The sequence below is a fragment of the Phycisphaerales bacterium genome, from assembly GCA_020852515.1.
In the GTDB taxonomy this organism is placed as follows: Bacteria; Planctomycetota; Phycisphaerae; order Phycisphaerales; family UBA5793; genus UBA5793.
On record JADZAS010000015.1, the window covers coordinates 247,363 to 273,893 of the forward strand.

21 protein-coding genes are annotated in these 26,531 nt (G+C 66.2%); 14 read left to right on the forward strand and 7 right to left on the reverse strand.

All coding sequences use genetic code 11. The features are described from left to right. Positions 1 to 61 precede the first annotated feature (61 nt). From panB to IT430_10895, 6 genes are all read left to right on the forward strand, one after another. Positions 62 to 937, forward strand: a complete 876-nt coding sequence (panB, locus tag IT430_10870; GenBank protein ID MCC6908434.1) for a 3-methyl-2-oxobutanoate hydroxymethyltransferase — start codon at positions 62 to 64, stop codon at positions 935 to 937. A gap of 22 nt (positions 938 to 959) precedes the next feature. Next, positions 960 to 2,387, forward strand: a complete 1,428-nt coding sequence (locus tag IT430_10875) for a trypsin-like peptidase domain-containing protein (protein ID MCC6908435.1) — start codon at positions 960 to 962, stop codon at positions 2,385 to 2,387. Between the two features lie 38 nt (positions 2,388 to 2,425). Continuing rightward, positions 2,426 to 3,577, forward strand: a complete 1,152-nt coding sequence (locus IT430_10880) for a glycerate kinase (protein ID MCC6908436.1) — start codon at positions 2,426 to 2,428, stop codon at positions 3,575 to 3,577. Positions 3,578 to 3,619: 42 nt separating this feature from the next. Beyond that, positions 3,620 to 5,677, forward strand: a complete 2,058-nt coding sequence (locus IT430_10885) for a hypothetical protein (GenBank protein MCC6908437.1) — start codon at positions 3,620 to 3,622, stop codon at positions 5,675 to 5,677. A 40-nt stretch (positions 5,678 to 5,717) separates the two neighbouring features. Further along, a complete protein-coding gene (gene map / locus IT430_10890) occupies positions 5,718 to 6,524 on the forward strand; it encodes a type I methionyl aminopeptidase (GenBank protein MCC6908438.1) in 807 nt (268 codons plus the stop codon). Between the two features lie 164 nt (positions 6,525 to 6,688). Continuing rightward, complete coding sequence (locus tag IT430_10895) at positions 6,689 to 6,856, forward strand: Rdx family protein (protein ID MCC6908439.1); 168 nt, start codon at positions 6,689 to 6,691, stop codon at positions 6,854 to 6,856. A gap of 74 nt (positions 6,857 to 6,930) precedes the next feature. Here the strand turns inward: IT430_10895 and IT430_10900 are convergent, their stop codons facing one another. Beyond that, on the reverse strand, positions 6,931 to 8,730 hold the full coding sequence (locus tag IT430_10900) for a S8 family serine peptidase (GenBank protein MCC6908440.1): 1,800 nt from the start codon (positions 8,728 to 8,730) through the stop codon (positions 6,931 to 6,933). 177 nt (positions 8,731 to 8,907) lie between these two features. Then, positions 8,908 to 9,801 carry a mechanosensitive ion channel gene (locus IT430_10905; GenBank protein ID MCC6908441.1) on the reverse strand — a complete coding sequence of 298 codons (894 nt, stop codon included), beginning with the start codon at positions 9,799 to 9,801 and terminating at the stop codon, positions 8,908 to 8,910. Positions 9,802 to 9,906: 105 nt separating this feature from the next. Here IT430_10905 and IT430_10910 point away from each other — a divergent pair, with 105 nt between their 5' ends. Beyond that, positions 9,907 to 11,574 (forward strand): hypothetical protein, encoded by a 1,668-nt coding sequence (locus IT430_10910; protein MCC6908442.1) that lies wholly within the window; start codon positions 9,907 to 9,909, stop codon positions 11,572 to 11,574. Here the strand turns inward: IT430_10910 and IT430_10915 are convergent. Then, on the reverse strand, positions 11,565 to 12,752 hold the full coding sequence (locus IT430_10915; GenBank protein MCC6908443.1) for a GNAT family N-acetyltransferase: 1,188 nt from the start codon (positions 12,750 to 12,752) through the stop codon (positions 11,565 to 11,567). The genes IT430_10910 and IT430_10915 overlap by 10 nt on opposite strands. Before the next feature lie 102 nt (positions 12,753 to 12,854). On the opposite strand from IT430_10915, the gene lepB reads away from it, so the two are divergent. The 7 genes from lepB to IT430_10950 all read left to right on the forward strand — a co-directional run bounded on the left by lepB (position 12,855) and on the right by IT430_10950 (position 20,006). Then, a complete protein-coding gene (gene lepB / locus IT430_10920) occupies positions 12,855 to 14,558 on the forward strand; it encodes a signal peptidase I (protein MCC6908444.1) in 1,704 nt (567 codons plus the stop codon). A gap of 6 nt (positions 14,559 to 14,564) precedes the next feature. After that, positions 14,565 to 15,206 carry a gamma-glutamyl-gamma-aminobutyrate hydrolase family protein gene (locus tag IT430_10925; protein MCC6908445.1) on the forward strand — a complete coding sequence of 214 codons (642 nt, stop codon included), beginning with the start codon at positions 14,565 to 14,567 and terminating at the stop codon, positions 15,204 to 15,206. Between the two features lie 273 nt (positions 15,207 to 15,479). Beyond that, on the forward strand, positions 15,480 to 16,214 hold the full coding sequence (locus IT430_10930; protein ID MCC6908446.1) for a hypothetical protein: 735 nt from the start codon (positions 15,480 to 15,482) through the stop codon (positions 16,212 to 16,214). Between the two features lie 286 nt (positions 16,215 to 16,500). Then, complete coding sequence (locus IT430_10935) at positions 16,501 to 17,235, forward strand: hypothetical protein (GenBank protein MCC6908447.1); 735 nt, start codon at positions 16,501 to 16,503, stop codon at positions 17,233 to 17,235. A gap of 390 nt (positions 17,236 to 17,625) precedes the next feature. After that, on the forward strand, positions 17,626 to 18,363 hold the full coding sequence (locus IT430_10940) for a hypothetical protein (GenBank protein MCC6908448.1): 738 nt from the start codon (positions 17,626 to 17,628) through the stop codon (positions 18,361 to 18,363). Between the two features lie 138 nt (positions 18,364 to 18,501). Beyond that, complete coding sequence (locus IT430_10945; GenBank protein ID MCC6908449.1) at positions 18,502 to 19,167, forward strand: RNA polymerase sigma factor; 666 nt, start codon at positions 18,502 to 18,504, stop codon at positions 19,165 to 19,167. Beyond that, positions 19,164 to 20,006 carry a hypothetical protein gene (locus IT430_10950; GenBank protein MCC6908450.1) on the forward strand — a complete coding sequence of 281 codons (843 nt, stop codon included), beginning with the start codon at positions 19,164 to 19,166 and terminating at the stop codon, positions 20,004 to 20,006. The genes IT430_10945 and IT430_10950 overlap by 4 nt, the downstream gene beginning before the upstream one ends. 192 nt (positions 20,007 to 20,198) lie before the next feature. On the opposite strand, the gene IT430_10955 is transcribed toward IT430_10950, so the two are convergent. The 4 genes from IT430_10955 to IT430_10970 form a co-directional block, all read right to left on the reverse strand. Next, positions 20,199 to 21,776 carry a hypothetical protein gene (locus IT430_10955; protein ID MCC6908451.1) on the reverse strand — a complete coding sequence of 526 codons (1,578 nt, stop codon included), beginning with the start codon at positions 21,774 to 21,776 and terminating at the stop codon, positions 20,199 to 20,201. 60 nt (positions 21,777 to 21,836) lie between these two features. After that, positions 21,837 to 23,348 carry a hypothetical protein gene (locus tag IT430_10960; GenBank protein ID MCC6908452.1) on the reverse strand — a complete coding sequence of 504 codons (1,512 nt, stop codon included), beginning with the start codon at positions 23,346 to 23,348 and terminating at the stop codon, positions 21,837 to 21,839. A gap of 74 nt (positions 23,349 to 23,422) precedes the next feature. Next, positions 23,423 to 24,937, reverse strand: coding sequence for a hypothetical protein (locus IT430_10965; protein MCC6908453.1), 1,515 nt, complete (start codon positions 24,935 to 24,937; stop codon positions 23,423 to 23,425). 74 nt (positions 24,938 to 25,011) lie between these two features. Beyond that, entirely contained in the window at positions 25,012 to 26,505 is a 1,494-nt protein-coding gene (locus tag IT430_10970; GenBank protein ID MCC6908454.1) for a hypothetical protein, read from the reverse strand. Between the last annotated feature and the right edge of the window lie 26 nt (positions 26,506 to 26,531).

Below are 26,531 nucleotides of genomic sequence, written 5' to 3' on the forward strand. Positions count from 1 at the left end.
GGTCCACGCTTGCCGCCACGTTAGCCGCGCCAACGAGCGGAAGACTAGAATCATCAACGATATGGCTGCGACTGACAATGCTTCGAACGAGCGGATCAGCCTGCGAACCATCCGGAAGATGATGGTCGAGGGACGCCGCTTTGCGTGCCTGACCTGCTATGACGCGACCACCGCCCGATGGATGGAGCGAGCGGGCCTGCCCATGCTGCTCGTGGGTGACACGCTGGCGGAGATGGTGCTCGGCCACGATCAGACCTACTACGCCGGGATGGACATCATGGTCGCGCTCACGGCGGCCGTGCGTCGCGGCGCGCCCAACGTCATGCTCATGGCCGACATGCCTTTCATGAGTTACCAGGCCGACGACGCCGAGGCGATGCGCAACGCGGCCCGCTTCATGACGCAGGCCGGAGCGGATCTCGTGAAGATCGAGGTGGATCGCTCGTTTGCTCCGCTGGTCGAGAAGATGGCCCGCGCGGGCATCCCCGTGGTTGCGCACATCGGTTCACGGCCCCAGCAGACCAAACTCTCGGGCGGCTACCGCTCGGTCGGCCGCACGCCCGAGGAGGCGATGCGCCTCATCGCCGACGCCCGCGCGCTCGAGGCGGCCGGAGCGGTGATGCTGCTCATCGAAGCCACGCCCGCGGAAGTGGCGCACGAGATCGTGCAGGGTTCGACGATACCGGTCATCGGCTGCGGGGCCGGGCCGTCGTGTCACGGACAGGTGATCGTGCTGCACGACCTGCTGGGTCTGACGGACTGGCAGCCCAAGTTCGCCCCGCCGGTGGCTGACTTCGGCCACGAACTCGTCAAGGCCGTCAAGACCTGGATGGATAAGGTCGATCGCAACGATCTGGGAGAACATCCCTACCAGATGGTAAAGCCCGAGGGGCACGATGCGGCGCCGCGCCGCCCGCCCACGCCCGCGGCGCGATAGGACGCCGCGCAGGAGTTTGTCGTTGAATACGCGGGGACTGCATCGATACGCACCGAGCGTGGTGGTGATGATCGCCGCCGCGGTGGTGCTGCTGGCGGGCCCGATGCTCGTCGATCGCCTGCAGTACTCCGAAGAAGCGCTGACCACGCGCGTGGCCCGGCAGGAACTGCGATCCTCGTCACTCCTGGCGCAGATGAACAACACCTTCGAGAGCATCGCCCGGGCGGTGGAGCCCAGCGTCGTGCACATTACCGTGCAGCGCAGCAGCCGCGGCATGCTCTCCTCGCTTCCTTCGCAGGGCAGCGGCTGGGTCTATGACGACCAGGGCCACATCGTCACCAACTACCACGTCATCGCCGACGCATCGCGCATCGAAGTGCGATTTGTGGATGGCCTGCCGCACACGGCCAAGGTCGTCGGCGGCGATGAGAGCACCGACATCGCCGTACTCCGCATCGACGGCCGGCGCGTGGTCCCCATCCTCCGCGCCACCGACACGAGCGTGCGGCAGGGCGATCTCGTCTTCGCGTTCGGCTCGCCGTTCGGTTTTGAGGGGTCGATGTCGTTCGGCATCGTCTCGGGGCAGGGGCGCCAGGCGCACCTCAACAGCGGGGGCGGGTACGAGAACTACATCCAGACCGACGCCGCCATCAACCCCGGCAACTCGGGCGGGCCGCTGACCAACATCTACGGCGAACTGGTCGGCATGAACATGGCCATCGCGGTCGATCCCAAGGACCCGATCCGCAGCGGCCGCTTTACGGGCGTGGGTCTGGCCATTCCGCTGGACATCATCGAGTTTGCCGTCGAGCAGATCATCGCCGGCGTGCCCATTCAGCGCGGCGGGCTGGGCGTCGAACTGCGCGACCTGCCGAGCGACGAGGCACTGATCGCCGAACTTGGCCTGCCTGAATCGGGCGTGCTCATTGAATCCGTGTCGCAGGGTTCTCCCGCCGAAGCCGCAGGATTGCAGCCCGGCGACGTGATTCTCCAAGCCTTCGGCCAATCCGCGATACGCATGGACACCTTGCGCACCATGATCCACAACCTGCGGCCCGGTTCGGTGGTGCGGCTGCAGGTCTGGCGCGACAAGCAACTCGTCCCCATCGACGTCGTGCTGGGAGACTGGTCGCTTATCGACTTGCGCAACCGGCTCGAGGATCTCGGCCTGGCCGCCAGCGCGCTCACCGCCGAACAGGCCCGCGCCGCCGGCCTGCCGGCCGTCACCGGCGTGCGCCTCGAGCGCGTCGAGCCGGGCCTGATTGCCGAGCGGCTGGGTCTGACGACTTCGATGATCGTGCTCGAAGTGGGCGGCAAACCTGTTGCCTCGGTCGCCGATCTCGTCAAGGGCCTGGATCCGCTCAGCCGGGGCGAAGCGGTTGACATGGTCTACCTGGGCAGCGACGGTCAGCGCCGCACGCGCACCCTTCACGTCGGGCAGGGCTGGTAGTCGCAGGAAATCGACGCTCCGGCAGCGGATGATCCGCCATGCGATTTCTCATCGCGCCTGATGGGTTCAAGGAATCGATGTCGCCGGCTGAGGCGGCCGCGGCGATCGCCAGGGGCGCCGCGGCGGCGTCGCCCGAAGCCGAACTCGATCTGTGTCCGATCGCCGACGGCGGCGAGGGCACCGTCGAAGCGATCGTGAACGCCACGGGAGGCGCGATGCGCACCACCGCCGTGCGCGGCCCGCTGCCGGGAATGCGCATCGACGCCCAATGGGGTGTGCTGCCGGATGATGAAACTGCCATCATCGAACTTCCCAGCGCAGCCGGGCTCGCACTCGTGCCCAGGCAGAGCCGAAACCCGCTGCACACAACGACGTTCGGCGTGGGCGAGCTGGCTCGTGCCGCGATCGAGGCCGGCTGCACGACGATTATCATCGGCCTGGGCGGCTCATCGACGTGCGACGGCGGCTGCGGTCTGGCTCAAGCGCTCGGAGTGCGGTTCATGCTCGACGACGGTCGCACGCTCGACGAGTCGAGTGACGAGAGCATGACGGGCGCGCATCTCGAAGCGCTGCGCATGATCGACCGATCGGCGGCGGCAGCGCTGGGGCAGCGCGGCGTGCGCTTCATCGCCGCCAATGACGTGACGAACCCGCTCTATGGACCGCGCGGATCCGCGTTCATTTTTGCGCCGCAGAAGGGCGCCTCGGCGGCGGATGTGCAGCGGCTCGATCGCGGTCTGCGCCACTTCGCCTCGCTGCTGCCCCATGCCGACGCGGGTGCGCCGGGCATGGGCGCCGCGGGCGGGTGCACGTTTGGCATCACCGCGCTGCTTGGCGGCTCGCTGCGGCGCGGCATCGAACTCGTGCTCGACACCGTCGGCTTCGACCAGCGCCTCCGACAGGCCGACCTGGTGCTGACGGGCGAGGGCCGGCTCGACGAGCAGTCGATCGGGGGAAAGGCGGTCAGCGGCGTGGCGGCGGCGGCGGCCGCGCGCGGCGTGCCGGTGATCGCGCTCGTCGGCGACGCTTCTGCCGAGGCCCGGGCATGGACGCGACCCGATGCGCCGCTACGGCTGCAAGCAATTCACGCCATTAGTGATCTGGGCCATGATCGCGACGAATCCATGCGAAACGGCGCACAGTACCTCGCGCAGATCGCCGAAACGGCGCTGCGGCAGTGGCTCGATTGACTTTTTGCCCGCCGGGCACTGCGCGGTCCTTATTATCGTTCAATGGCATTTCCCATTCGTCATTTCGCGCCGATCGTTGTGCTGACCCTGGCCTCGCTGTGCAGCGCGTGCGGGCGCGAGGAGCCGGCGCCGCGGCCGGACGCCCCAAGCGAGGAATCGACTCTGGAGCAGCCCCAGCCGCCCGAGAAGCCGGTCGAAGCGGAGTCGCCGGCCGAAGCGCCGCCACCGCAGGGCGGGCAGACGCAGGAGGCCAAGCGATCGATCGAAGACTACCCGTGGCCGGTGCGGCCGGGCTTGCGCGTCGCCATGGTGCGCTCGAAGGTGCCGACGATCGACCGCGTGGTGCTCGTACCCGATGAGGCGACCTACGTGGAAGCGATTTCGGAGTGGAGCCTGCTCGGTCGCTGGCCCGTGCTCTTTGAAGATGACCAGTACGCGCCGATGTTTATCCGACGCTTCAAGCCAGCCGAGGTGGTCCGCAAGGCGCCTACGCGTCACCCGCTGCCCCAGCCCGCAGCGCTGCAGGAGCAGATGCGCGTCATCGTCTCGCGAGCCTGGAGCACGGGGTCGGAGGCGGATGAGCCGACGGCTGAGAACATGAAGGATCGCTTTGCGGCCGTGCAGTGGACGCCGCCGGGCGTGGTCATCACGTCCGTCAAGGACGATGCGTGGCCGGCGGCGCTGGCGCTCGCGGCCGATCGCGGCCAGCCGATCGCATTTCTCGATGAGCGATTCGGTCGAGCCAATCAGGTGGTCTCAGCCGACGACTGGCCCCGGCTCAGCGCCGCGGTCGAGTCCTGCGTGGCTTCGGCGGGCTATCCATATGACGCCCTGGGCGATGCGATCGACACGATCACGCTGGCGCGCCAACTGGGCAATCGCTACGCCGATGCGAGCGACGCGTCGGGGCGGTCGCACATTGCAGTCACCGACGGTCTGGCTCGCACGGGTTTGAAGCGTTGGGCGGTCGCGGGCTGGATCTTCGGCCCGACGGCTCGGACCACGTACATGGCCATGTCTTCGATCTTCCTCGAGCACGACGCGGCGCTGCTCTTTGACACGTACGGCGGAGGCTCGCCGTGGTCGCGCTACGCCATGGACCAACCCGCCGCGCGCCTGCGCGAGGCCGGACTGGACGTGCGCGAGATTTCCAGCCCGGCAAGCACCGCCGCGGCGTGGGAGCGGCTGGCGCCCAGCGGGCTCAGTGCCGATCTCATTCTTGTCAACACGAGCGGCAACCAGAACTGGTTCAACACCGCCGACGAGACGCGCGTGTTCATGCACGACATGCCGATTCTTAACACACCTGCGGCGGTTCACTTTGTGCATTCATGGTCGGCGCTGGCGCCCGAGAACCGCAATACGCTCGCCGGCCGCTGGCTCGAGCGCGGCGCCTACGCATACGTCGGCAGCGTGGAGGAGCCGACGCTCAGCGCCTTCGTGCCGCCTGAACTGCTCGTCGATCGGTTGCGCTCAGCAGTTCCGTTCCTCGTTGCCGCGCGGGTATGGGAGCAGGCGCCCTGGCGCGTGACGACCATCGGCGATCCGCTCATGATCCTGCTGCCCGATCTTCCCCGCCTCGCGCCCGACGCGCGGCCGATCGAAGGCGCGAATCTGCGCGACGTGCTGCGGGAAGCGACGGACGCCGCCACGGCCGGGGGCGACTGGACGCCGGTGCTGCGCACGCTCAATCTGCTCGGCCTCGACGAGGTGGCGATGAGCCTCTACGAGCAGCGCCTCAAGGACGCCGCTTCGGCCGACACGATCGCGCTGGCTCTGGGCGTCGTGTTCCGCAAGGGCGATGCGCCGACCCTGCTGCACGCCTTCGAGCAGATTCCCCTTTCGCAGGTCATGCCCGAACAGCAGGACCTGCTCTGGCTCAAGTGGATTCCCTCGCTGACATCGATTGATCAAGGGGCTGACCTGATGCTGCTGCGCCGGCACATCCGCACGCCCAAGGGCTACGTCGATGCGGCGCGCCTCGCGCCGGTGATGGAAGCGCTGGGCCAGCGCGACCAGATCAACGCCATGCTCGATGAGTTCGAAGCGGAGGCGAAAGAGCCGTACGCGCGCGATCTCGTCCGCCGCGCGCGGCCGTGAACGTGCGCCTGGCGCCCGGCGGTCGCTACCATCGCACACGATGCTGCGCGAGCAGGACATTGCGACAGCCACGCGAGCGGCGCAACTCGTCGTCGAAACGCACCAGTTCCTCGCGCCGCGGCTCCGCGCGGGGATGACGCTGGGGGAGATCGACCGGCTCGTCGGCGAGACGCTGGGGCGGCTCGGGTCGCGCAGCGCCTTTCTCGGCTATCGCACCGGCAGGTACCCCGCGTTTCCGTCGCACGCCTGCCTGAGCGTCAACGACGTCGTCGTCCACGGCACCGCGGGCATGACGCTCGAGCCGCTCAAGCGCGGCGACGTGATTTCCATCGACATCGGCGTGGTCTACCACGGCTGGATCGGCGACGCCGCCTGGACCTACATCATCGAACAGGGCAGCGATGAAGCGATCCGCCTGTGCGAGTGCGGCATCGAGGCCCTGCGGCGCGGCGTCGAGCAACTGCAGCCGGGCTACCCCCTCACCCGCTGGGCCCGCACGGTGCAGCAGTGCGTCGAGAGTGAATACGGCTTCCACTGCGTCACCGGCCTGGGCGGTCACGGCTACGGCCGCAGCCTGCACACCGAGCCGCACGTGGCCAACGCGATACCCGCCTATCCGGGCGACTGGCCCGATGCGCAGTACCGCATCACGCCCCCGCTTCTGCTCGCCGTCGAGCCGATCATCGCCGTGGGCACCAGCCGGATGGAGCAAAAGCCGCGGCAGTGGCCCATCCGCACCGCCGACGGCTCGCTGAGCGTGCACTACGAGCACGACGTGCTGATTACCGAGCAGGGGCCGCGCGTGCTCACGGCTGGTCTCGAAGAACTGCCGATGATCGTCGGCTGAGGCCGGCGGCCGGGACGCGCCGATATCATTGCTTCTCAGGGCCTGCGCGTGTGGCGCGCGCGGGCGAATTTCGACGCGCTCACTGAAAACTGCAAGAGGAGAAGCACGTGAAGGTTTCCATCAAGTACTGCGGCATGTGAAACTACCGCCCGCGAGCCGCCGGTCTGGCGGACGAGATCAAAAATCGATTCGGCGCCAAGGCCGAGTTGATCGAGGGTTCAGGCGGCGTCTTTGACGTGACCGTGAACGGCAAACTCATCTACAGCAAGCACGAGACGGGCGAGTTTCCCGACCACGCGAAACTGCTCGACGCGATGGCGAGTTACGCCTAACCTCGCCTGCGCGAAACAAAGCCCCCGCCGAACCGGTTCGGCGGGGGCTTTTCGTTGGAGCATGAAGCGCCGGACTACTCGATGAAGAGATCGACCACGTTGCTCTTGCGCTGGAACTCGGCGGCCTGCATCCAGACGTGCACGCCCTGCGTGTTGGGCGGCACGCGCTTGCGGAGCAGTGCGTAACCATCCTGGTCGGCCGTGCGGACGCCCGCAAGAGCCGGCGAGGCGAGGTCGATCGTCACATCCAGTTGCGGCACGTAGGTGCTGCCGACGCCCTGGATGCTGTAGATGAACGCGACCGTCGCGCCCGGCGTGGCGCGGAAGACTTCGGCGTCGGCATTCACGCCCGCGACGAAGCGCGAGGTGACCAGACGCATCGGCGGATCTCCGGTCATCGCCGCGATCACGGCTTCATAGGCATTGACGCGGCCCGAGCCGAATCGGTTGTCCTTGCCCGGATCGCCCAGGTCCAGCGCCGTGGCTTCGAGCAGGTCCTTGATGGCGAAGTGATCGAGGCTGGGGTTGGCTTCCAGCATCAGCGCAATCGTGCCCGCCACGTGCGGCGTGGCCATGGAGGTTCCGCTGTAGATCTCGTAGCCCGAGCAGTTTGACGAGGTGGACTTCGTATTCACGCCCGGCGCCGAGACGGTCGGCTTGATTTTTCCGGGAGGATATGGCCAGTCATTCCAGGGCTGGATGCCGGTCCAGGAGACCGGACCCTGGCTCGAAAAACTCGCGAGGCTGTCGTTGCAGTCCGTCGCGCCGATGGTGATCATGTCCGGCACGTCGCCGGGCGTGCGCACCGAGTCAACCGGCGGGCAGCAATTGCCTTCATTGCCCGCGGCGAACACCACCGCCACGCCGGCCGCCATGGCGTTCTCGCACACCGTGCGCCACGTCGGGCGATCAGGCAGTGTTGAATGCGGCCAGCCGAGGCTGGCGGTGAGCACATGCGCGCCGTTGTCCACGCCGTACTGGATGCTGTCCCACACCGACTGCTCGCCGGAGAAGGAGTTCCAGAACTTGAGCGTCATGAACGAGGCGTCGGGAGCCATGCCCGTCTGCGTGCCGTTCGCGCCGTCGCCGCACACCGTTCCGGTCACATGGGTGCCGTGACCGAAGGTGTCGCCGACGTTGTTGTTGTTGCTCTCGAAGTTCCAGCCGTTGATGTCGTCGATGAACCCGTTGCCGTCGTCATCGATGCCGTTGTTGGCCACTTCGCCGGGATTGGTCCAGACCTGGTTTCGCAGATCGGGATGCGTGAGGCAGGCGCCGGTGTCGATGACGCCGACGACGACGCCGCGGCCGGTGAAGCCGAGTTCGTTCCAGACGAGCGGCGCGCCCATGAGGTCGACGCCGCATTCGATTTCGCTGATCGTGTTGCCTGAGCCCGGCTCAAAGGGCAGCACTTCCACGCCCATTGGCCGATCGTAATGGACGTAAGCCACGTCGGGCCGCTGCGCGATCTGCGCGATCACTTCCGGCGTGGCGCGCACGCCGATGACGTTGTGAATCCACAGCGGGCGGATCCGCTCGACGGCGCCGGTCGCCTGGGCGCGATTGAGGTCGGCCAGCAGGTCGGCCTGCGACGCCTCGGCGAGCGGCTTGAGCAGGTCGCGCATGGCCTGCCGCTGGAAGTCTTTGTCTCCCAGGTGGGCGATGCGATCGACCTCCTGGCGCGAGGCCTGGTCGCGCATGATGATCGCGACCGGGACGATGGCATCCGGCTGGGCCTGGCGGAGCACCTCGGCGAGGTTGTCGCGCAACTTCGCCGAACCGATGTCCTGAGCCCACGCGGTGCCCGCGCCGCTCAGTCCCAGCGCACCCAGCGCCAGTACTGCAGCCGCGATGTGACGACTTCTCCTGTACATGTTCGACTCCTCCTGTAGGTGGTTTTCTGCCCCCATGATCGACCTCTTTTAACAACTCCCCGGAGCGGTCGGTTATGCCCGCTCTTGGCCGCCCGGGCGACCTGCGGCAGGCCGCCCCACATCCTACCCGATCTCCGGCCCCTTCCGTGCCGGCAACCACGCGTTTCGACCGCCTGCTCACGCAGCGCCACGGTCCAGGTGAACATCCATCTGCGGGAATGGGATTTCGATGCCGGCCGCATCCAGTGATTTGCGAATCGCCCGGATCGTGGCCTGCCGCACGTCCAGGAAATTCGTCCGCTCGGCCCAGATGCGGACCTGCCAGTTGACCGAAGAATCGCCGTAGTCCATCACCACGACCGTCGGCTCCTTCTCCAGGGAGCGGATGCTGACGCTCGTGGCCGCTTCCATGAGCGCGGCCCGCGTGGCGTCCTGGTCCGCCTCGTACGAGACACCCACCGACACGTCGACGCGCCGGATGGGGTGGTAAGTGATGTTCTCAATCGTGTTGCCGAACACCTGGCCGTTGGGAATGAAGATACGCCGGTTGTCGAACGTGTCGATGGTGGTGACGAAGAGATCGATGGCGAACACGATTCCGGTCTCGCCGCCGATCTTCACAACGTCGCCGACGCGGAACAGGCGGAAGACGAGCAGCATCACGCCGCTGGCGAGGTTGGACAGGCTCCCCTGCATCGCCAGGCCGATGGCGATGCCCGCGGCGCCGAGCACGGCGGCGACGCTGGTCATGTCGAAGCCAAAGAGCGTCAGGCAGGTCACGATGCCCAGGATCATGATCGCCCAGCGCACCATCGTCCCGAAGAAGCGGGCGAGCGTCACTTCCAGCCGCGCACGAACGAGCGCCGCCTCCGTCGCCCGCCGCGCCCACGCCGAGATCACCAGCGCGGCGATGAGTACGACGATCGCGCCGAGCACCGGCAGGGCGTATTCGCGAATGAGCACCTGGGCCTGCATGATCCACTCAGGCAGTTGTTTGGACGTTTCCTCAACCGCCTGGGCGTCTGCGTTCTGGCCTTCGGCCTGGGCAAACATCAGGATTGTGGGCTTCACGGTTCACTACCTTGCAACAGAATCTGAGATCACGATTCGAGGCATTCTACCGCCGCCCGCTTCGGGGCAACTGGATGCGGGCGCGCTGCAGCATTATGCTCGGACATGAACGCGCGGCGGACAGGTCGGCTGCGTCGCGGGCTGCTTCATGCAGCTTCGGTCGGTCTGACGCTCGTGGCCGCCATCGGCCGCCCGGCAACAGCGCTGGCGCAGAGCGATGCAGGCGAAATCGCCCCGTCGGCCACGGCCTACTTCCCCGAATCGCGCTGGCTCAGCGACGCCCATTGGCTCGACGACGACACGCTGCTCGTCTCATCGCGCGTTGACGCGATCAACCTCTGGTCCGTCGCCGTCGAGAACTGGGTCGAACCGGCCTTCGGCCTTGTGGGCGTCGCGCTGCTCTGGATGCTGCTGCGCCTGCTGCGGCGCTCGTGGGGCCAATGGCGACTCGCGCCCGGCCAGCCCCACTGCCGCGATTGCTACTACCAACTCACGGGCCTGACCGAGCCAATCCGGTGCCCCGAATGCGGCGCTGAACTTGGCGAGTCACGGATCGTCCGGGGGCATCGCGCGCCGTACCGGGCCCTGCTCGCCGTCCTGGTTTTGCTGGCCATGCTTGGCGGTCTCTACTTTGGATTCAGCGACGCGCTGCCGCGCCACGGCTGGCTGTCGCGGCTGATCCGCTGGCCTTCGGCGCGCAGCATGAACTGGGCCGTCGCCGCAGGTGACTCGGGCTTCATCGACCGGCACCGGATTGCGATGGTCCGGCTGGATGAGATCGACGCCCGCACCGGCGCCGTGCGGCACCGCATCGTCAGCCGGCCCATGTTCACGCGGACCGGACCGGAAATTGAAGAGCCGTACTTCGTCATTCTCACAAAGACCCGCTCGATCCTGCTGATGGGCCAGCGCGAACTGTTGGAATTCGACCTGCAGAACGGCTCGCTGCGGCGTCGCATCGCGGCCTTCGATGCTTCCGAGCCGGCGGTGGTGCTTCGAGGGCTGGCGCTGGATCCGCAGGAGCGCTTCGTCTGCGCCATCCGCTCGGACCGGCAGTCGGCGACCATCGATCTGCCCAGCGGCAGGCGTCGCGCGCTCGTGCCGCTCGACCGCGTGCCGGGCTGGCCCAACGTGCCCGTCGCTGCGGTGCGCGAGCCGGGGACAATCGTGTCGGTGCGCGGCACCTCGGGTGAGCCGAATCTGCCGTCGCTGGAACTGTTCGATCTGAGTGATGGCAAGTCGCTGGCGCCGCTGCGCGGCGCCGTCTCCAGCGAGTGCTGCCTCGCCGGCGGCTCCGAGCACGTGATCGCGCTCTACAGGGGCCTCGCTCGATCGACCTGGTCAGCGGAGGGAACCCTCGTGATTGCCGGTGTGTGGTCGCCCGGCCAGGGGCAGGTGCCACCCATGCCCCACCCGCCGGTGGATCTGCCGAGAGCGGCCGATACGGCGTTGGATGGATGGACGACCGCCACGACGCCGCGCCAGTCGGACGAGCGGATGGGTCTCGGTTCAGGCGGTTCGCCGGCATACCTCACCACCGGCTCTTTCGCACTCATCGATGCGGCCGCGGGCAGAATCCTCGCCACGCTGGGGGGGTCGCCAGGCGATGAAGAGCCTCACGTGGCGTTCTCGCCCCGCGGCGGCACGCTGGCCGTGTGGGCAACCGGAGGCTACGGCAAGACCGGCCGGCGCACGATGTCGTGCAGCGTCGTCTTCTACGACACCTCGCCTCTGTCGCTCAGGCCGGCGGCAGCCGGCGCGAATCAGAAGTGATCGGCGAGCCACGGCGAGCCGCCGCCGAAGATCGCGCTCAGAGGCGCGATCGCTTCATCGCTGCCCTCCAGCCGCCCCGCCGCTCTTGCCTGCCAGGGCGTGAGCAGTCCTGAATAGAGCGACGCCAGGCCGCGGACGCTGACGCGCACGTCGCCGCGACCTGCCTCGCGCTGTACCGTCGCCCTGCCGCCTTCGACGCGAAGCAGCCAGCGGCCGTGGTTGATCTCGGGCAGCACGGCGTCGTCGTGTACGTCGAGGTGAATCTCAGCACTTACGCCCGGCTCATAGCCGCGCGCTTCGAGCGCTTTGCCGACGTCGAGCAGTCGGAGCATCCACTGGTCTTTCACTTCGTCGCGGATGTGCTGCTCGCGCAGGTTCTGGTGCAGCGCGTCGCCGGGATGGCCGTGCCAGATGACGTCGCCGACCATCGAGCGATGGTCGGCAAAGAAGCGCAGCAGGCGCAGCGCAGCCGTCTGGGTGATCGCAACGAGATCAGTGCAGTAGAGGTTGTACGACCGCGTCGGCGAGTCCTGGTGCGCGTAATAGACGTATCCCTCGACACCGTGGTCGCCTTCGACGAGAAAGCCGCGCGCCGGCTCATTGCGGTGATGGCGGGCCCGGGTCCAGACGTAGGGGCCGCGATCGAGGTGCCCGTTTACATGCCGCGCCCGCTGCTCATAGCACTGCTCGACATCGGCCAGGTCCGCCGGCGCGATCTCCCGCAGGTGCAGATCGCGATGGCGCGCGTCGATGGCGGCAGTGGGCAGGATGCAGCGGTAGAACGTGCCCGCCTGCTCGTATCCGGCGCGCTGGTAGAGCGGCTGAGTGGCGGGGTAGAGCGAGGTGATGGGGTATCCCATGCCGTGCATCTCGCGCACCGCCGCGCCCATCAGCGCGCTGGCGGCGCCTTGGCCGCGCATGTGCGGGTCGATTCCCACGGCGGCGATCCCGGCCATCTTCACCGACCGGCCGCCGAAATACTGCCCCATATGAACGATGACCAGCCCGCCGACCACCGAGCCGCCGTGCCGCAGTACGCGCAGATTCTCGTGGCCTGACACTTCAAAGAACTGCGGCACGCGCTCGCGCAGGAAGTTGAAGGTTTGTCGCAGAATCTCGCCCAGCGCCGCCCGCTCGCCATCGCTTCCGGGCACGCCATATTCGAAGTCCTGGCTCATCGTCCACCTCTCCGATCAAAAGACGCCACCTCGAGCCCCACCGGTCGATATCATTCGTGCCGACCATGGTAGGATCCGCTTCGCAACGACCGGAGAACAGGCGTGGCCCACACTGACGACACCGCCAAAGCGGTGGGAGAGCACGACCGCGAGGACCTGTCGGTCATCGACACGCTCCAGTCGCTGCTCATCGCGTTCATCCTCGCGTTCACGTTTCGCGGCTTCGTCGTAGAGGCGTTCGTGATTCCGACCGGGTCCATGGCGCCAACGCTGCTGGGCGCCCACGCCGCCGTCCGCGCGCCCGACAGCGGGTACAACTACACCGTCGGGCCGAGCGACAATGATGGAAGAGCGGGCCGCGGCCAGGCAGGACCAGTTCTCGGCGGCCAATCGCCGTACGTGCTTTCCGACCCGATGCTCATGAGCAACCGGGCCGATGAGATCGTGATCTCCAATCGCCGCACGCGCATGGGCGACCGCATCCTCGTGCTCAAGTATCTCTATTCCTTCTTCGATCCGACGCGATTCGACGTCGTGGTCTTCAAGAACCCGACGGATCCAACAGAAAACTACATCAAGCGGCTCGTCGGTCTGCCCAGCGAGGCGATCTGGCTCGCCGACGGCGACGTGTTCTCCGTGACCGACGCAATCGAGAAGCTGCGCAGCGCCGGGCTCGCCGCCGACGCAACTCGCGAGCAGGCCGCCGAGTTCCTGCACGATCTGATGCGAGAAGACGGGGCGCGGGCATCCGAGTGGTTCGCGGTGCGCCGCAAGCCCGAGCACGTACAGCGCCACGTCTGGCAGCCGGTGTACCACAGCGGGTTCATCCCCATCGAGGCCGATCGTCTGCGCGGCGGCTGGACGCCGCCCTGGTCCGGCGAGGGCTGGGACGTGGCAAACCGGCGCTCGTATCGGGCCGATTCACCGTCGCCCGCGCCTCTCGCGTTCGCTCTGAACCGGGCCGTCACCGACCGCGTCGCGTACAACGAGCCGGTCGAGGACGAACGCGAGAGTCAGTTGCCGCTCAATGTCTCGGATATCCGCCTGGCTGCGATGATCGCGCCCGACTCCGATGGGCTGGAATCGACCATCCACCTCGAATGTCGCGGACATGAGTTTGAAGCGGCGCTGACGCCGACGAAGGCGCAGTTGCGCATGCGGCCGCAGGGTGGCGCCTCGCAGTGGACGGTGCTCGCCGACGAACCGATCGACGGATTCGCGCCCGCCGGCCGGGCGACCAGCGTGGAGTTCTGGCACGTCGATCAGGCCCTGTGGCTCTGGATCGACGGGCAGCGCATCGCCCACGCCACGTATGACTGGCATCCGTCGGAGCGCCTGCTGTTTGCCACCGGCCTGTCAGGCGCACAGGCGGCGCAGGACGGCAGCGAAAACCAGTACGTGTCCGCCGAGCACCAGCCCAGGCCGCTGCGGCTGGAGTGGCGCTTCGCCAACTCGCCCGTCACGCTGCACCGGGTCGAACTGGATCGAGATCTCTACTACCGGCCCTCTGCCCGCGGTCAGGGCAACCCCGCGCCGGCCCTGGCCACGCATCCGACGACGCTGCTGCTGCTGGATGACGATCAGTATTTCTGCTGCGGCGACAACAGCCCGGCCAGCCTCGACGGCCGACTGTGGGGCGATCCCGCTCCGTGGATCGCACAGGAGATCGACGATGCGCCGGGCGTGGTCAATCGCGAACTGCTGCTCGGCAAAGCGTTCTTCGTCTACTTCCCGTCGCCCGAAGGCGTGCGCGAAGGCGCGATTCGCTTCGTGCCCAATTTCGGCGCGATGCGGTTCATTCACTGAACGCCCATGGCAAGACCCGTCATCGGCATCACGGCGGACGCGGATGATCGCTGCTACAAATCCGCGCGCGCCTATTCGCACATGATCGCTCAGGCAGGGGGCACGCCGATCGTGCTCCCCCACCAGGTCGAGCGCCTCGACGAGTACCTCGCGCTGTGTGCCGGCTTTGTCTTCTCGGGCGGCGACGATCCGCGCATGGAGCACTTCGGCCGCGCCACGCACCCGCTCGCCACGCCGCTGCATCCAGAGCGCCAGGCGTTCGAGGTGGCGCTGCTCGAGAGGCTGCCACGCGAGCGGCCGGCGCTGGGCGTGTGTCTGGGCATGCAACTGATGGCCCTGGTCGCGGGCGGCGATCTGCACCAGCGCCTGCCTGAGACGCTGCCCACGCACGAACAGCACTGGGGGCAGAAGCTGCACGCCATCAGCGGCGCCATCGGCACGGGCGACGTGCAGAGTCATCACCGCCAGGCGGTATCCGACCCAGGCCGGCTCGAAGTGGCTGCGGTCTCGAACGACGGCGTGATCGAAGCACTCGTCGATCCCGCTTGCCCATTTCGCGTTGGCGTGCAATGGCACCCCGAGCGCACCATCGACGCCGCCCTCGGTCTGGGCCTCTTCGAACGCCTCGTGGCGGCATGCCGGCCATAAACTCCGCCGCATCGCTCGCGGTGAAGTCGAACAGGGCGCGGCGTTGCTATTGACGCTCTCGCAGGGGCTCTATTTGACGCGAAACTCCCGCCGCGCACAGGGTGAAGTGCTTAGTGTTTCGGCCTCGGGGCGGCGTTCCCGGAATGGCGAGAAACCATCACGAAGCATGCGCGAGTCTCGAAGTTGGCTGTATTCTTAATCAGGCGATGAGAGGCTGCGCCGCATCGCGGAATCGACGAGCCCATCGCGACGATTTCAGTTGGAGGAAGTAAGATGAACGACACGAGATGCAAGTTGCTCCTTGCAGGCGCCGCCGTCGTCGCCTGCAGCATGTTCGGCGCGACTCGCGCCGACGTGATGACCAACGCCGGCTTCGAGAACATGATCTCCACCACAGGACCGCTGCCGACGGACTACGGCTATTGGCGCGGAGACATGACCAACATCCTCCATGGGGAGAACGACATCAATCCGTTCGAAGGCCTGTGCATGCTGCGCTTCGATCACACGACAGAGCACGGCTCTTCGCCGGCAACCGGCTCGGAACTCTGGCAGGTGCTCGACGTGTCGTCGTTCATCCCGCTGATCCGATCCGGCGGAGCGATCGCCGATGCAGGCGCCTGGTTCAATCGCGTGGGCCCGCCCACCGAGACGCCCGTTGACACGATGTTCGCGCTGGGCGTGTACGCATACGCCGGCGAGGTCGGCTCGTTCCCCGCGCAGTGGGGCCATGGCGAGCTTGGCTCAGCCATGCTCACCCTTGACTCCGACAGCCACATTGAGACGTGGGAGCAGATCGCCCTGCAGTGGAACCTGCCTCAGGCAACGGACTTCATCGCGATTCGCGTCTGCGCCTCCGAGAACGTCTACAACGACGTCACGGGCAATGAATTCGCAGGCCACTATGTGGACGGCGTTGGGTTCACCATCATTCCCACGCCGGCCTCGATCGCGTGCCTCCTGCCCGCGAGTCTCCTGCTGCTGGGTCGAAGGCGTCGCCAGCCGTAGCCGCGGGCGCAGCGTCCGACCATGCCTTCAAAGAGGGGGCTCGGCCTGAGGGGGGCCGAGCCTCTCTTCGGCGAGGGGGCACCTTACCGACCCAGAACATCCCACGATCAGGGTGTCCCAGGCGGCAACCCGGCGTGCCGCGGTAGGCAAAAACCTCGGCAGTTTTTGCAAATCTTCCGGCGTTCCCTTGCATTATCGCCGGAGTTGTGGTATTCTAACGGGTCCGAATAGGTTGCGCGCTTGCGCGAACCTGCTTCGGTGGGACCTGTTTTACGGGGAGAGTGAGATGAAATCTGCTATTCGCAGCGTCGCGTCCTTCGGTGCAGCCGCGGCCGTCTTTGGCGCCGCTGGCGCGGTCCAGGCTGACATGATTTCCAACGCAGGCTTTGAGACGATGGTCTCGACCACCGGCACCCTGCCCAACGGCTACGGGTACTGGCGCGGCGACATGAGCACGATCGTCGGCATCGAGAACGACATCCTGCCGTTCGAAGGTGTTTGCATGCTTCGCTTCGACAACACGACGCGGAACGGCGCCTCGGGCTCGGTCGGCGCGGAGATCTGGCAGATCATCGACGTTTCCTCGTACGAATCGATGATCCGCTCAGGCAACGGTCAGATCGACGCCGGCGCGTACTTCAACCGCATCAACCAGTCGCTCGGCTCAGCCGTGGACAGCATGTTCTCCATCGGCGTGTATGCCTACGCCGGTTCGGCGGACACGTTCCCGAGCCAGTGGACTCGCAACGAGCTCGGCTCGAGCCAGTCCACCTTCCTCAGCGATGGCGATCTTCAGTCCTGGCAGCAGGCGTCGCTGTCCTTCCTCCTCCCGCAGGCGACCGATTTCGTGGTCCTGCGCCTCAGCGCGACCGAAAACATCTTCAATGACATCACCGGCGCCGAGTTTGCCGGTCACTACGTGGATGGCGTGGGCTTCACGATCATCCCGACGCCGGCTTCGCTGCTGTGCCTGGCACCCGCCGGCCTGGTCGCCCTCGGCCGCCGTCGCCGCCGCGCATGAGTCTGCACTCCAGCTAAACGTTGCACGCGACCCGGCCCAAGCGGCCGGGTCGTTCGTTTTTGGATGCCGGCGGCAGTGCCGGACCGGATCGGGAGACGTTGCGGCGTCACTGGCCGCAAGCATGAGCATCGTTGGATTTCGAAACGGCGGTGTCTCGCGTGCGAGGCGCGCGTCCGAGGCTCGTTTTGCAAGGTATTTGCTTATAGGCATTGATATCGCGTCAAAAACGCGGATTTTGAGAAATTCAGTCGGAGCGTTTTTCGGCGAAATCGCGCCAAATCGGTAGCCGGCTGGACCGGAGCGATTAACCTATCGTGTGGATGATCGATGGATCACGGCTCGTGCGTGGTTCATGAAACTGATTGCTCACCTCATAGGGAGAAGAGAGAGATGAAACCATCGAAGTACACAGTGCTTCTCATCGGTGCGGCCGCAGCCATTGGCACGGCCGGCGTTGCGGAGGCGGATGTGCTGGTCGCCAACGGGGGGTTCGAGACCATGACCGAGACGACCGGCGCCCTGCCGACTGGCTACGGCTACTGGCGTGGCGACCTGTCGTCCATCGTGGAGCAGGAGAATGACATTCGCCCATTCGAGGGCGTGAACATGCTCCGCTTCAATGCCACCACCGTCAACGGGGCCGCCCCGTCGATGGGCTCCGAACTCTGGCAACTTGTCGACCTGTCTGACTACCGGTCGATGATCAACTCAGGGAACGGTCGAATCGACGGCAGCGCGTTCTTCAACCGCGTCGCGGACAACTACTCGATCGACGTGGACACGATGTTCTCCGTCGGCCTGTATGCCTACTCGGGCGACGCGAGCACGTTCCCCGCGCAGTGGGGCCACAACGAACTCGGCGCCACCCAGTCGAGCATCCATAGCGACGGTAACGTCGGCACTTGGGAAGAGGCTCGCCTGAGCTTCATCCTTCCCGAAGAGACCGACTTCATCGCCATCCGCATCGCCGTTTCCGAAGACGTCTACAACGACGTGGCGGGCCAGGAATTCGCCGGCCACTACGTTGACGGCGTGGGATTCACCATCATCCCGGCTCCGGCCTCGGTCCTTTGCCTCCTGCCCGCGGCAGGGTTCCTCGGTATCGGACGTCGCCGCCGCACGGCCTGAGACGCTTCGCCCATTCCATCCTAGTACGATCAACGACCCGGCCCTCTTGGCCGGGTCGTTTGCGTTGTGTTTGCCCTTGCGGCGGGAAAGATGCAATGAACGCCGCGGCGGTCCTACATTCGTGCTGTGGAAAAACGCATGGCCGGCACTGAAACCCAACGCGACATGGCGCGCGCGGACACGTCGGCCGGGGGTGCGTCTCGATCCCGCTCCGGACAGATCTCGCCCGGCGAGTTTGCGGCGCTGTTCGAACAGTCCTTTCGGGTCCTGTGGTACATTGCCCTCGGCCTGATTCACGATCGCAACCTCGCCGAAGACGTGGTGCAGGAAGCCGCGATCATCGCCCTTGGCAAGCTGGATCATTTCCAGCGGGGCACGAACTTTGTCGCCTGGATGGGCCAAACGGTGCGCTACGCCGCTCTCAACCTCGCCCGACGCAATCGACGCCACACCAGCGCCTCCACAGACCCCGCGCTCATCGACGCCGACCCCAGCCAGCCGCCGCGCGGCGAGCGCGGCAAGGCCGACCCGCTCCGCCTCGCCGCCGACTTCTCCCTGCCCGGCGGCCAGGACGCCTTTGACGACCGCCTGCTCCGAGCCCTCGACGGCATCAGCGACACCGCCCGGGCCTGCCTGCTGCTCCGCACGATCGAAGGCATGGAGTATCGCGAGATCGCCCGCACGCTCGACATCGCCGAAGGCACCGCCATGAGCCACGTCCACCGGGCGCGCACCGCACTGCGCGACCGGCTCGCGGATTCGGCCGGGGCTACCAGCCGCCCCGGCGGGAGGGAGGGCTCATGAGCACGACCCCCTCCCAACAGCACGATTCCGGCAGCGCCCTCGATCGCTACCTCGATGGCCTGATGTCAGCCGAAGAGCGCAGCGCGTTCGAGGCCCGCCTGGCTGAAGACGCGGTGCTCGCCGGCGAGATTCAACGTCAGCGGCGCATCGACGACGGCCTGAACCGCTATGCCCAGCCGCCCGCAGCCGATCGCGTGCTTGCCGCCATCCGCGCGCACATCGAAACGGCTGGCTACGACGAGGCACGCGCGGAGCAGCGTCCGCCGCAGATGAAACTGCGTCTGCCCGCTACGTGGCGCCGCTTTGCCGTCGCGGCCGCGCTGCTGCTGGGCATCGTGGGCATCTGGCAGATCGTCTCGGTCATGACCGGCGCGCCGGAAGGCGACTACGACTCCGGGCCGCATCGCAGCGTCATGCAGGCCTACCACCACACGGTCGATTCGGGCTTCAAGGAGGAGTGGGTCTGCAGCGACGACGCCGTCTTTGCCATGGTATTCCAGGATGCGTTCGGCCAGATGCTGTCGATGAACCTGCCGCTGCCGCCGGGCGTGGATGCCAAGGGGCTGAACTTCTTCAACATCTTCAGCAACAAGACCATCGGCGTGCTGGCGGTGGTCGAGGATCAGCCGGTGATGGTGTTCATCGATCGTCTTGAGAACGAGGATCGTGAACCGCCGCCTCAATCTGACTCGGGGCTGCGCGTGTTCCGGCGCGAACTCGGTTCGCTGGTCTTATTCGAGGTCACACCGCTCGATGCGCCCGCGCTGGTCGAGCATCTCACCGTGCCCGATCGGCTGCCCGAACCCGTCCAGCCGCAGCCCGAGCCGCCGCAGCGCTGAGCCGGAGATTTTTCTCGGGTTCGTGCAATCGGCCTCGCGGCGGGCGACATCTTCCGCTGCCGCGCCAGGATTGCGCGGCGGGACACGCCACGCGTCAAAGTTCACAGTCATCAGTCGAATCCAACAGCCCCCGGGTGGCTGGTGACTGGTTCTTCAAAGTCGTCCCGCGACCACACCGGTCGCGGGGCGATTTCAATTGCCGGCTTCCTCCGCCGCCTGATTGTCGTCAGCGGGCAAGTCCTCAGACTGCCCCGCCTCTTCGAGGTCGGACCAGGGATCGCGAAACGTATTGAAGATGTAGTCGTAGCCGTGCCCCTCCGTCGCATCGCTCATGGCCATCCACTCGCGCCCGCCGGGCACCTGTTTACCGCCGTTGTCGGTCCCGTCGAGGCCGACGCTATAAAGCCACCAGGACCGAGGGTCGTCAGCGGTCGGCTGGCGCGCAGTGAAGACGAAGCGTTGACCGGAAATCGGATCGCCCGGAACTTCCGACAGAAACTCCGGGGCGAGCGCGTCGAGCCCGTCGGGGATTCGGCCGTACTTCGCTTCGAACCCCTCAATGGCGACCAGAACGCGCGTAGCCTCGTGCAGGGCCCTCCCGCCTCGGGCGGCATGCATGGCTCGCGAAATCGCGGGCAAAAGCAGGCCGAGGAGTTCATTGCGATCGGCCACCTCCTCGGCGAAGACATCGAGATCCACTGGTGCTGCGGCCTGCTCGGCGGCTGTCATCGTGCACTGTGCGATCGCAGCGTCGAAGTAGTCATTGACGAGTCGCGTCGTCTCCGCCCGGCCAGGCTCGAGGAGGCCAGTGACGTTGAAGATCGGATGCGACTCCAGAGTCGGTGGGGCGCCACTCATGCCATCGGAAATCCTGGCCAGTTCGGACCTGAGCAGGATGCCGTCTCCGCGGCCGTCATCCGAAAAGACGCGCTGAATCGTGTCCAGTTGCGACAGGCGCTCCGCTTCGAGCGCAAGCAACTGCGGCGCAACGCGGTGCCGTTCCAGCATCTCCAGCAGCCGCCTGCACGTCGCCTCGTCGAGTTGTTTGTCCACGACCGCGCAAGCGATTTCGGCGTTGACAAGACTGGAGACGGCTATCCCGACGAGATGGCTTATGAGGAAGGGATCGTGCGATGTGATCCGCGCTATCGCCAGGCTGTGCTCGGTCGAGCGGAGGAACTGCTCGGTGTCACCCGCCTCGAGCGAGGCCCGCATGCGCGATGTTGACATCTTCGCCAGGCCGCGCGCCTGTCCAAGTTCGGGAAGCAGCACAAAGAGCATGCCAGAGCCCGTGCCTTCAAAGCTCTCCCGCACAGCGCGCGGTGCGCGGGCGGCGGCGTCGAGAGCATCGAGCACACCCGCCTGCTCGGCGTGCTCGATCAACGCCAGTTCAAACCTCACGCGATGCGGATCGAATTCGCCCTGGAGGATCCGCGTGTAGCCTTCGATGTCGTACTGCACATTCTTGTCCGTCGGCCAGTCGGGGCGATCGGGGTGGCCCATGCCGCGGAAGCGCTCGGTGGCGTCAACGAAAGCGGCCCAGCCGTTTTCACCTTCGGGCTGCAGGCTGGCGCTCAGTTCGGCAAGCTTCTGCGGATAGTCGACGAGCGGTCCGGGCCGCGCGGTGACCGCCCCGATGATGATCCACACCACCCAGCCGCACAGCAGCAGTGCAACGATGAGAATGACATAGCGCTTTCGAACGCGGCCGGTGCGATGCAAGACGGGGCGATGCGTAACGGAGGCGTCGGTCTGCTGGGAGATTCTCATGTTGCATCAGAGGACCGCCGGGACCGGCCGGCAAGTCCTGATCGGCCATCAACGCGACATCTACCGCTCGTCGCTCACGGGATCGCGCAGGCGGTTGAAGACGTAGTCCGCCTGCAGCGTGGCATCGTACACCGCCCTCGATCGATCGCTCACGTGCTCCACCCCGCCGTTGTCCACGCCGTCGGCTCCGAACGAGTACAGCAGATACGGCCGCGGGTCCTCCGCCGCCGGCTCGCGCCGCATGTAGCCCAGCGGCTGGCCGCTGATGACGTCTGGCGGGATCGAGTCGAGGAAATCGGGAGCGAGTTGGTCGAGCGATTCGGGCCAGTCGCCGTGCCGCGCGTGCCACATTTCAAGAGCCAGCATGACCCGCGTTGCCTCGACGTTGACCACGCCGGATTCGTGCGAGGAAACCAGCCTGCCGATGGCCGGCAGCATGAGGCGAAGGAAGATCTGAAACCGCGGCAATTGCGCGACGTACTCATCGAGGTCAACGCCGTCGGCCTCGCGCTGCGGCCGCGTCTTCTTCGCCTGCTCGACGGCGAGATCGAAGAACTCATCGAGCGTGCGCTTCGTCTCGGCCCGGCGCGGCAGGACAATGCCGGCGACGTTGACGATGGGATGCCGCAGTCCGCCGCCGCTTCCGCCGCCCGTGTAGTTGGCCAACTCCTGCAGCTTGCTCATGAGCAGGATGCCGTCGCCGCGCCCGTCGTCGGAGAAGGTGTGTTGTATGATGTCGTACTGCGCGAGGCGCTCGCGCTCGAGCACCGCGCTGACCGGCGCGAGCACGGGCCGCTCGTCGATGACCGCCAGCAGACGCTGGCACGTGGCTTCATCGATTTCATGCTCCGTAAGGATGCGGTTGAGTTCCTGCGTGCCCAGTGCCAAAATGGCGACGCCGACGAGATCGCTGATGATCGTGGGGTCATAAGACATGGCGCGCGTGAGGGCGAGGGTGTGCGACCACGCGCGGACGAGTTCATCCATGTCGCCGCGCTCGGCGGCCACGCGCATGGCGGCCACGCGGGCCCGCGCGGCGCTTCGCGCCAGGCTCAACTCCGGTAGCAGCACAGCCAGGAGCCCGGCATCATCGTCGCCTTCGAAAGCCGTGCGCACCGCCCGCGGGCAGGCGGCGAACTCATCGAGACGCTCGAGCACGCCCGAGGCGCGGATGTGTTCGAGATACGCAAGTTCAAACTTGAGCCGCTCGGGATCGAACGGACCTTCGAGCACGCGATGCAGCGAGCGGGCATCTTCGGCGACCTGCCGATCGTCGGGCCAGTCCTCGCGCTCGGGCAGGCCGATCGCCTGGAGCTGGTCCAGCGCCTCGGTCATGATGGTCCACCCGTTGTCGCCGGGCGGCTGGAGGCTGGCGCTCATGTCAAGCATCTGCCCGGCGTAATCGACCAGCGGGCCGGGTCGCGCCGTCACGGCCCGGTAGATGGTCCAGCCGAGCCAGCCCAGCAGCAGCAGCGCGATGATGAGGATGATGTAGCGCTTGCGCACCCGGCCGCGGCGCGGTGGAGCGAAATGCGCGCGTGATGCTGCATCAGAGGCGGCGGGGAGTCTCATGTAAGATGAGAGGAGCAGCGCGGCGATCTGGCAAGTCTCGCGGACGCGGATTTGCGACGCCCGGCGCCGACGCCTCAACGATCCTCCACCGGCTCGCGCAGGCGGTTGAAGATGTAGTCGTAACCTGCCCCATCGACCTCATCGATCAGCGCGGCGGTTGGGTCGTCTTCGAACTCTACCGCTCCGTGGTCCTGCAGATCGACGCCCACTGAGTAAAGCAGATACGTGCGCGGGTCTTCGACGGTCGGCTCGCGCTGAACATAGCCGAACGGCAAACCGCTGACAGCGTCGATCGGCAGCGCCTCGATGCACTCGGGCGCGAGTGCATCGAGAGTTTCAGGAAGGCGGCCGTGAATCGCTTCGTACATCTCGATGGCAATGGCGATGCGCATTGCGGCAAGGCGAGACTGCCAGGCGGGCTGTGAACTCAGCACCCGGTCGAGGAACGGCAGAAAGAACCGTCCAAACACCTGCCGCTCGGGCAATTGATCGCGCAACTGCTCCCCATCGAACGGATCGGCGTGCCGCTCGGCCCGCGAGTAACGGGCCTGCTGAATGGCGGCATCCATGTAAGCATCAACCAACTGCCGCGTCTCCGCACGACTCGGATAGGCGATGCCGATGACGTTTGCGATCGGGTGATCAACCGAACCGAATCGAGCGGACCACGGGTTCTGGCCCGACAACCGCTCGATCCAGCTGGGAATGAGCAGGCCATCGCCGTTGCCATCATCGGTGTGTGTGCGCTGAATCAGATCGCGCATCATCAGGCGATCCCCTTCCAAGGCAACTGAAAGCGGCAACCCAATCTCTTCGCTTGGAAGTATCTTCAGCAGTGCGCGGCAGGTCGCCGCATCAAATTCGTGTTCAATCAGCAGGCAGTTCATTTCCTCGCAGGCAATCTGGACAATGCTCTTGGCCACCATGTGAGACAGGACGCATGGATCGCCGGTGGTCGCCGCTGCAAGCCGGTTCAGATCGTGGAACGCAGAGAGCAGTTCGCCGGTGTCGCCGCGCTCGGCGGCAAGGCGCATCGAGCCGCGACGTACTTTCGCAACCGCACGCGCTGGCCGGACCTCGGGCAGCGCAATGCCAATCATTCCGTAGTCGTCCATGTCGAAGACCGTTCGCACGAAGCGAGGCGCCTCCAGCGCCGCCTGGACTTCGCGAAGCGCATCGGAGCCCTCCACGAATTCGACGTAGGCGATTTCAAGTTCGACGCGTGTCGGTTCAAATGGGCCCTTCACCAGAGCCTTGAGGTCCTTCACTTCGCTCGATTGATCAGGATCCGTCGGCCAGCCGTCGATCGCCGGGTCGTCCAACGCGTCAAAGCGCGCCAGCGCAGCCGAAAGTGCTGGCCATCCATTCTCACCCTCCGGCTGTGCCGACTCAGACAAGGCTCGGAACTGCACGGTATAGTCCACCAGCGGATTCGCCTTCGCCGACACGATGCGGAAGAGCTTCCATCCAGCCCAGGCAGTGAGCAGCAGCGCGATGATGAGGATGACGTAGCGCTTGCGCACCCGGCCGCGGCGCGGCGGGGCGAAATGCGCGCGTGATGCTGCATCAGAGGCGGCGGGAAATCTCATATGAGATGAGAGCAGCCGCACGGCGATCTGGCAAGTCTCGCGGACGCGGATTTGCGACGCCCGGCGCCGACGCCTCAACGCTCCTCCGCCGGCTCGCGCAGGCGGTTGAAGACGTAGTCGTAACCGGCGGAGCCTCTTTGGTCCGTGAGCGCGTTTGGGCGCCTGCCGTAGTCGTTCAGCGGCGGCTCGACTCCGCCGTTGTCTTCGCCATCCGCTCCCACGGAATAGAGAAGGAACGTGCGCGAATCGTCGGCGTTGGGTTCGCGCACGACGTACCCGAACGGGCCACACCCGACCGGATCGGATCGCTGGCCTACGCGCCACTCGTCGATCGCCTCCGCGAGCGATTCGGGCGCGCGGCCGTGGCGGCCCTGGTACACCTCGATGGCCAGCAGCAGCCGCGTGGCATTCACGACGCTGCCGTGCGCATCGGCGGCCGTGATGGCGCGCTCGCCGATGGGCAACGAACGGCTGAGGAAGTCATACTTGTGGGGGACAAGGGTGAAGTTCATAAACCTGTCGAAATCGAACGGGTGATTCGCGCGCTCGACGCGCGACATGGCGGCCTGTTCGATGAGTGCATCAAAGTACTCGTCTGCCAGTTGCTTCGTCTCTTCACGGTTCGCCTGGATGATTCCCTTGAGGTTCTCGATGCTCGCCGGCGACGGGCCGGGCGGGGCATCCACGTTGCCCAGGCGCGACATGATCACCTGGCCGCCGGCGGTGTGCGTGCGCTGGATGAGGTCGTAGACCATCAGCCGCTCGCACTCGAAGACCTGGGAGACCGGCGCCAGGCGGACTCGCTCATCCAAGAGAGTCAGGAGCGTGCCGCACACGGATTCAGGCACTTGACGCTCACCCAGAGTGAGCGCGAGTTCATTGCAGGCGTTTGTGACGAATGAACTCGCAAGCAGATATCCAAGGATGCTCGGCTCCTGGCTTGCAGCGCGCGCGAGAGTCAGGAGATCGTTGAATGCAAGCGCGAACTCCGCCCAATCGCCGGACACTGCGGCAACGCGCATCGAGGCGCGGCGCACCTTGCCAAGGCGACGCGCCTGCGCCAGCTCATCGGGCGCGAGCGATCCGATCAGTGATCGATCGCCCTCGACGTCCAGTTCAGGGCGAGTGAACCGCTGATAGCGCGACAGGTCGCCGAGCGCCTTGAACACGCCGGCCTCACGAAGGTCGGCAAGGTAGGCGAGTTCCGCCTCAAGCCGTCCCGCTTCAAAGTCGCCTCTCACGACCGAGTCCAGGTCGGTCGGGCTCGGCCGCCCCAGCGCATCAGGCGCTTCAGGCGCCGGCACCGCATCGAATGCGGCAAGCGTCTTCACGTAAGCCGTCCAGCCGTTCTCATCGTCGGCGTGCCGCGTCTCCAGCAGGTCGATGACCTGCGCTTCATAATCGACATATGGCCCCGGCTTGGCGAACAGCAGTCGCACGACGGTCCACCCCGCCCAGCCGAGCAGCATCAGCATGACGAGCAGAACTATGTATCGCTTCTTCACTCGACCGAAACGAGTCGCGCCAGGATCGCGTGCATACGCCGTCGCTGTGGTGTTGCCTTTCATGGCCTATCAGAGGCACTGAATCAGCC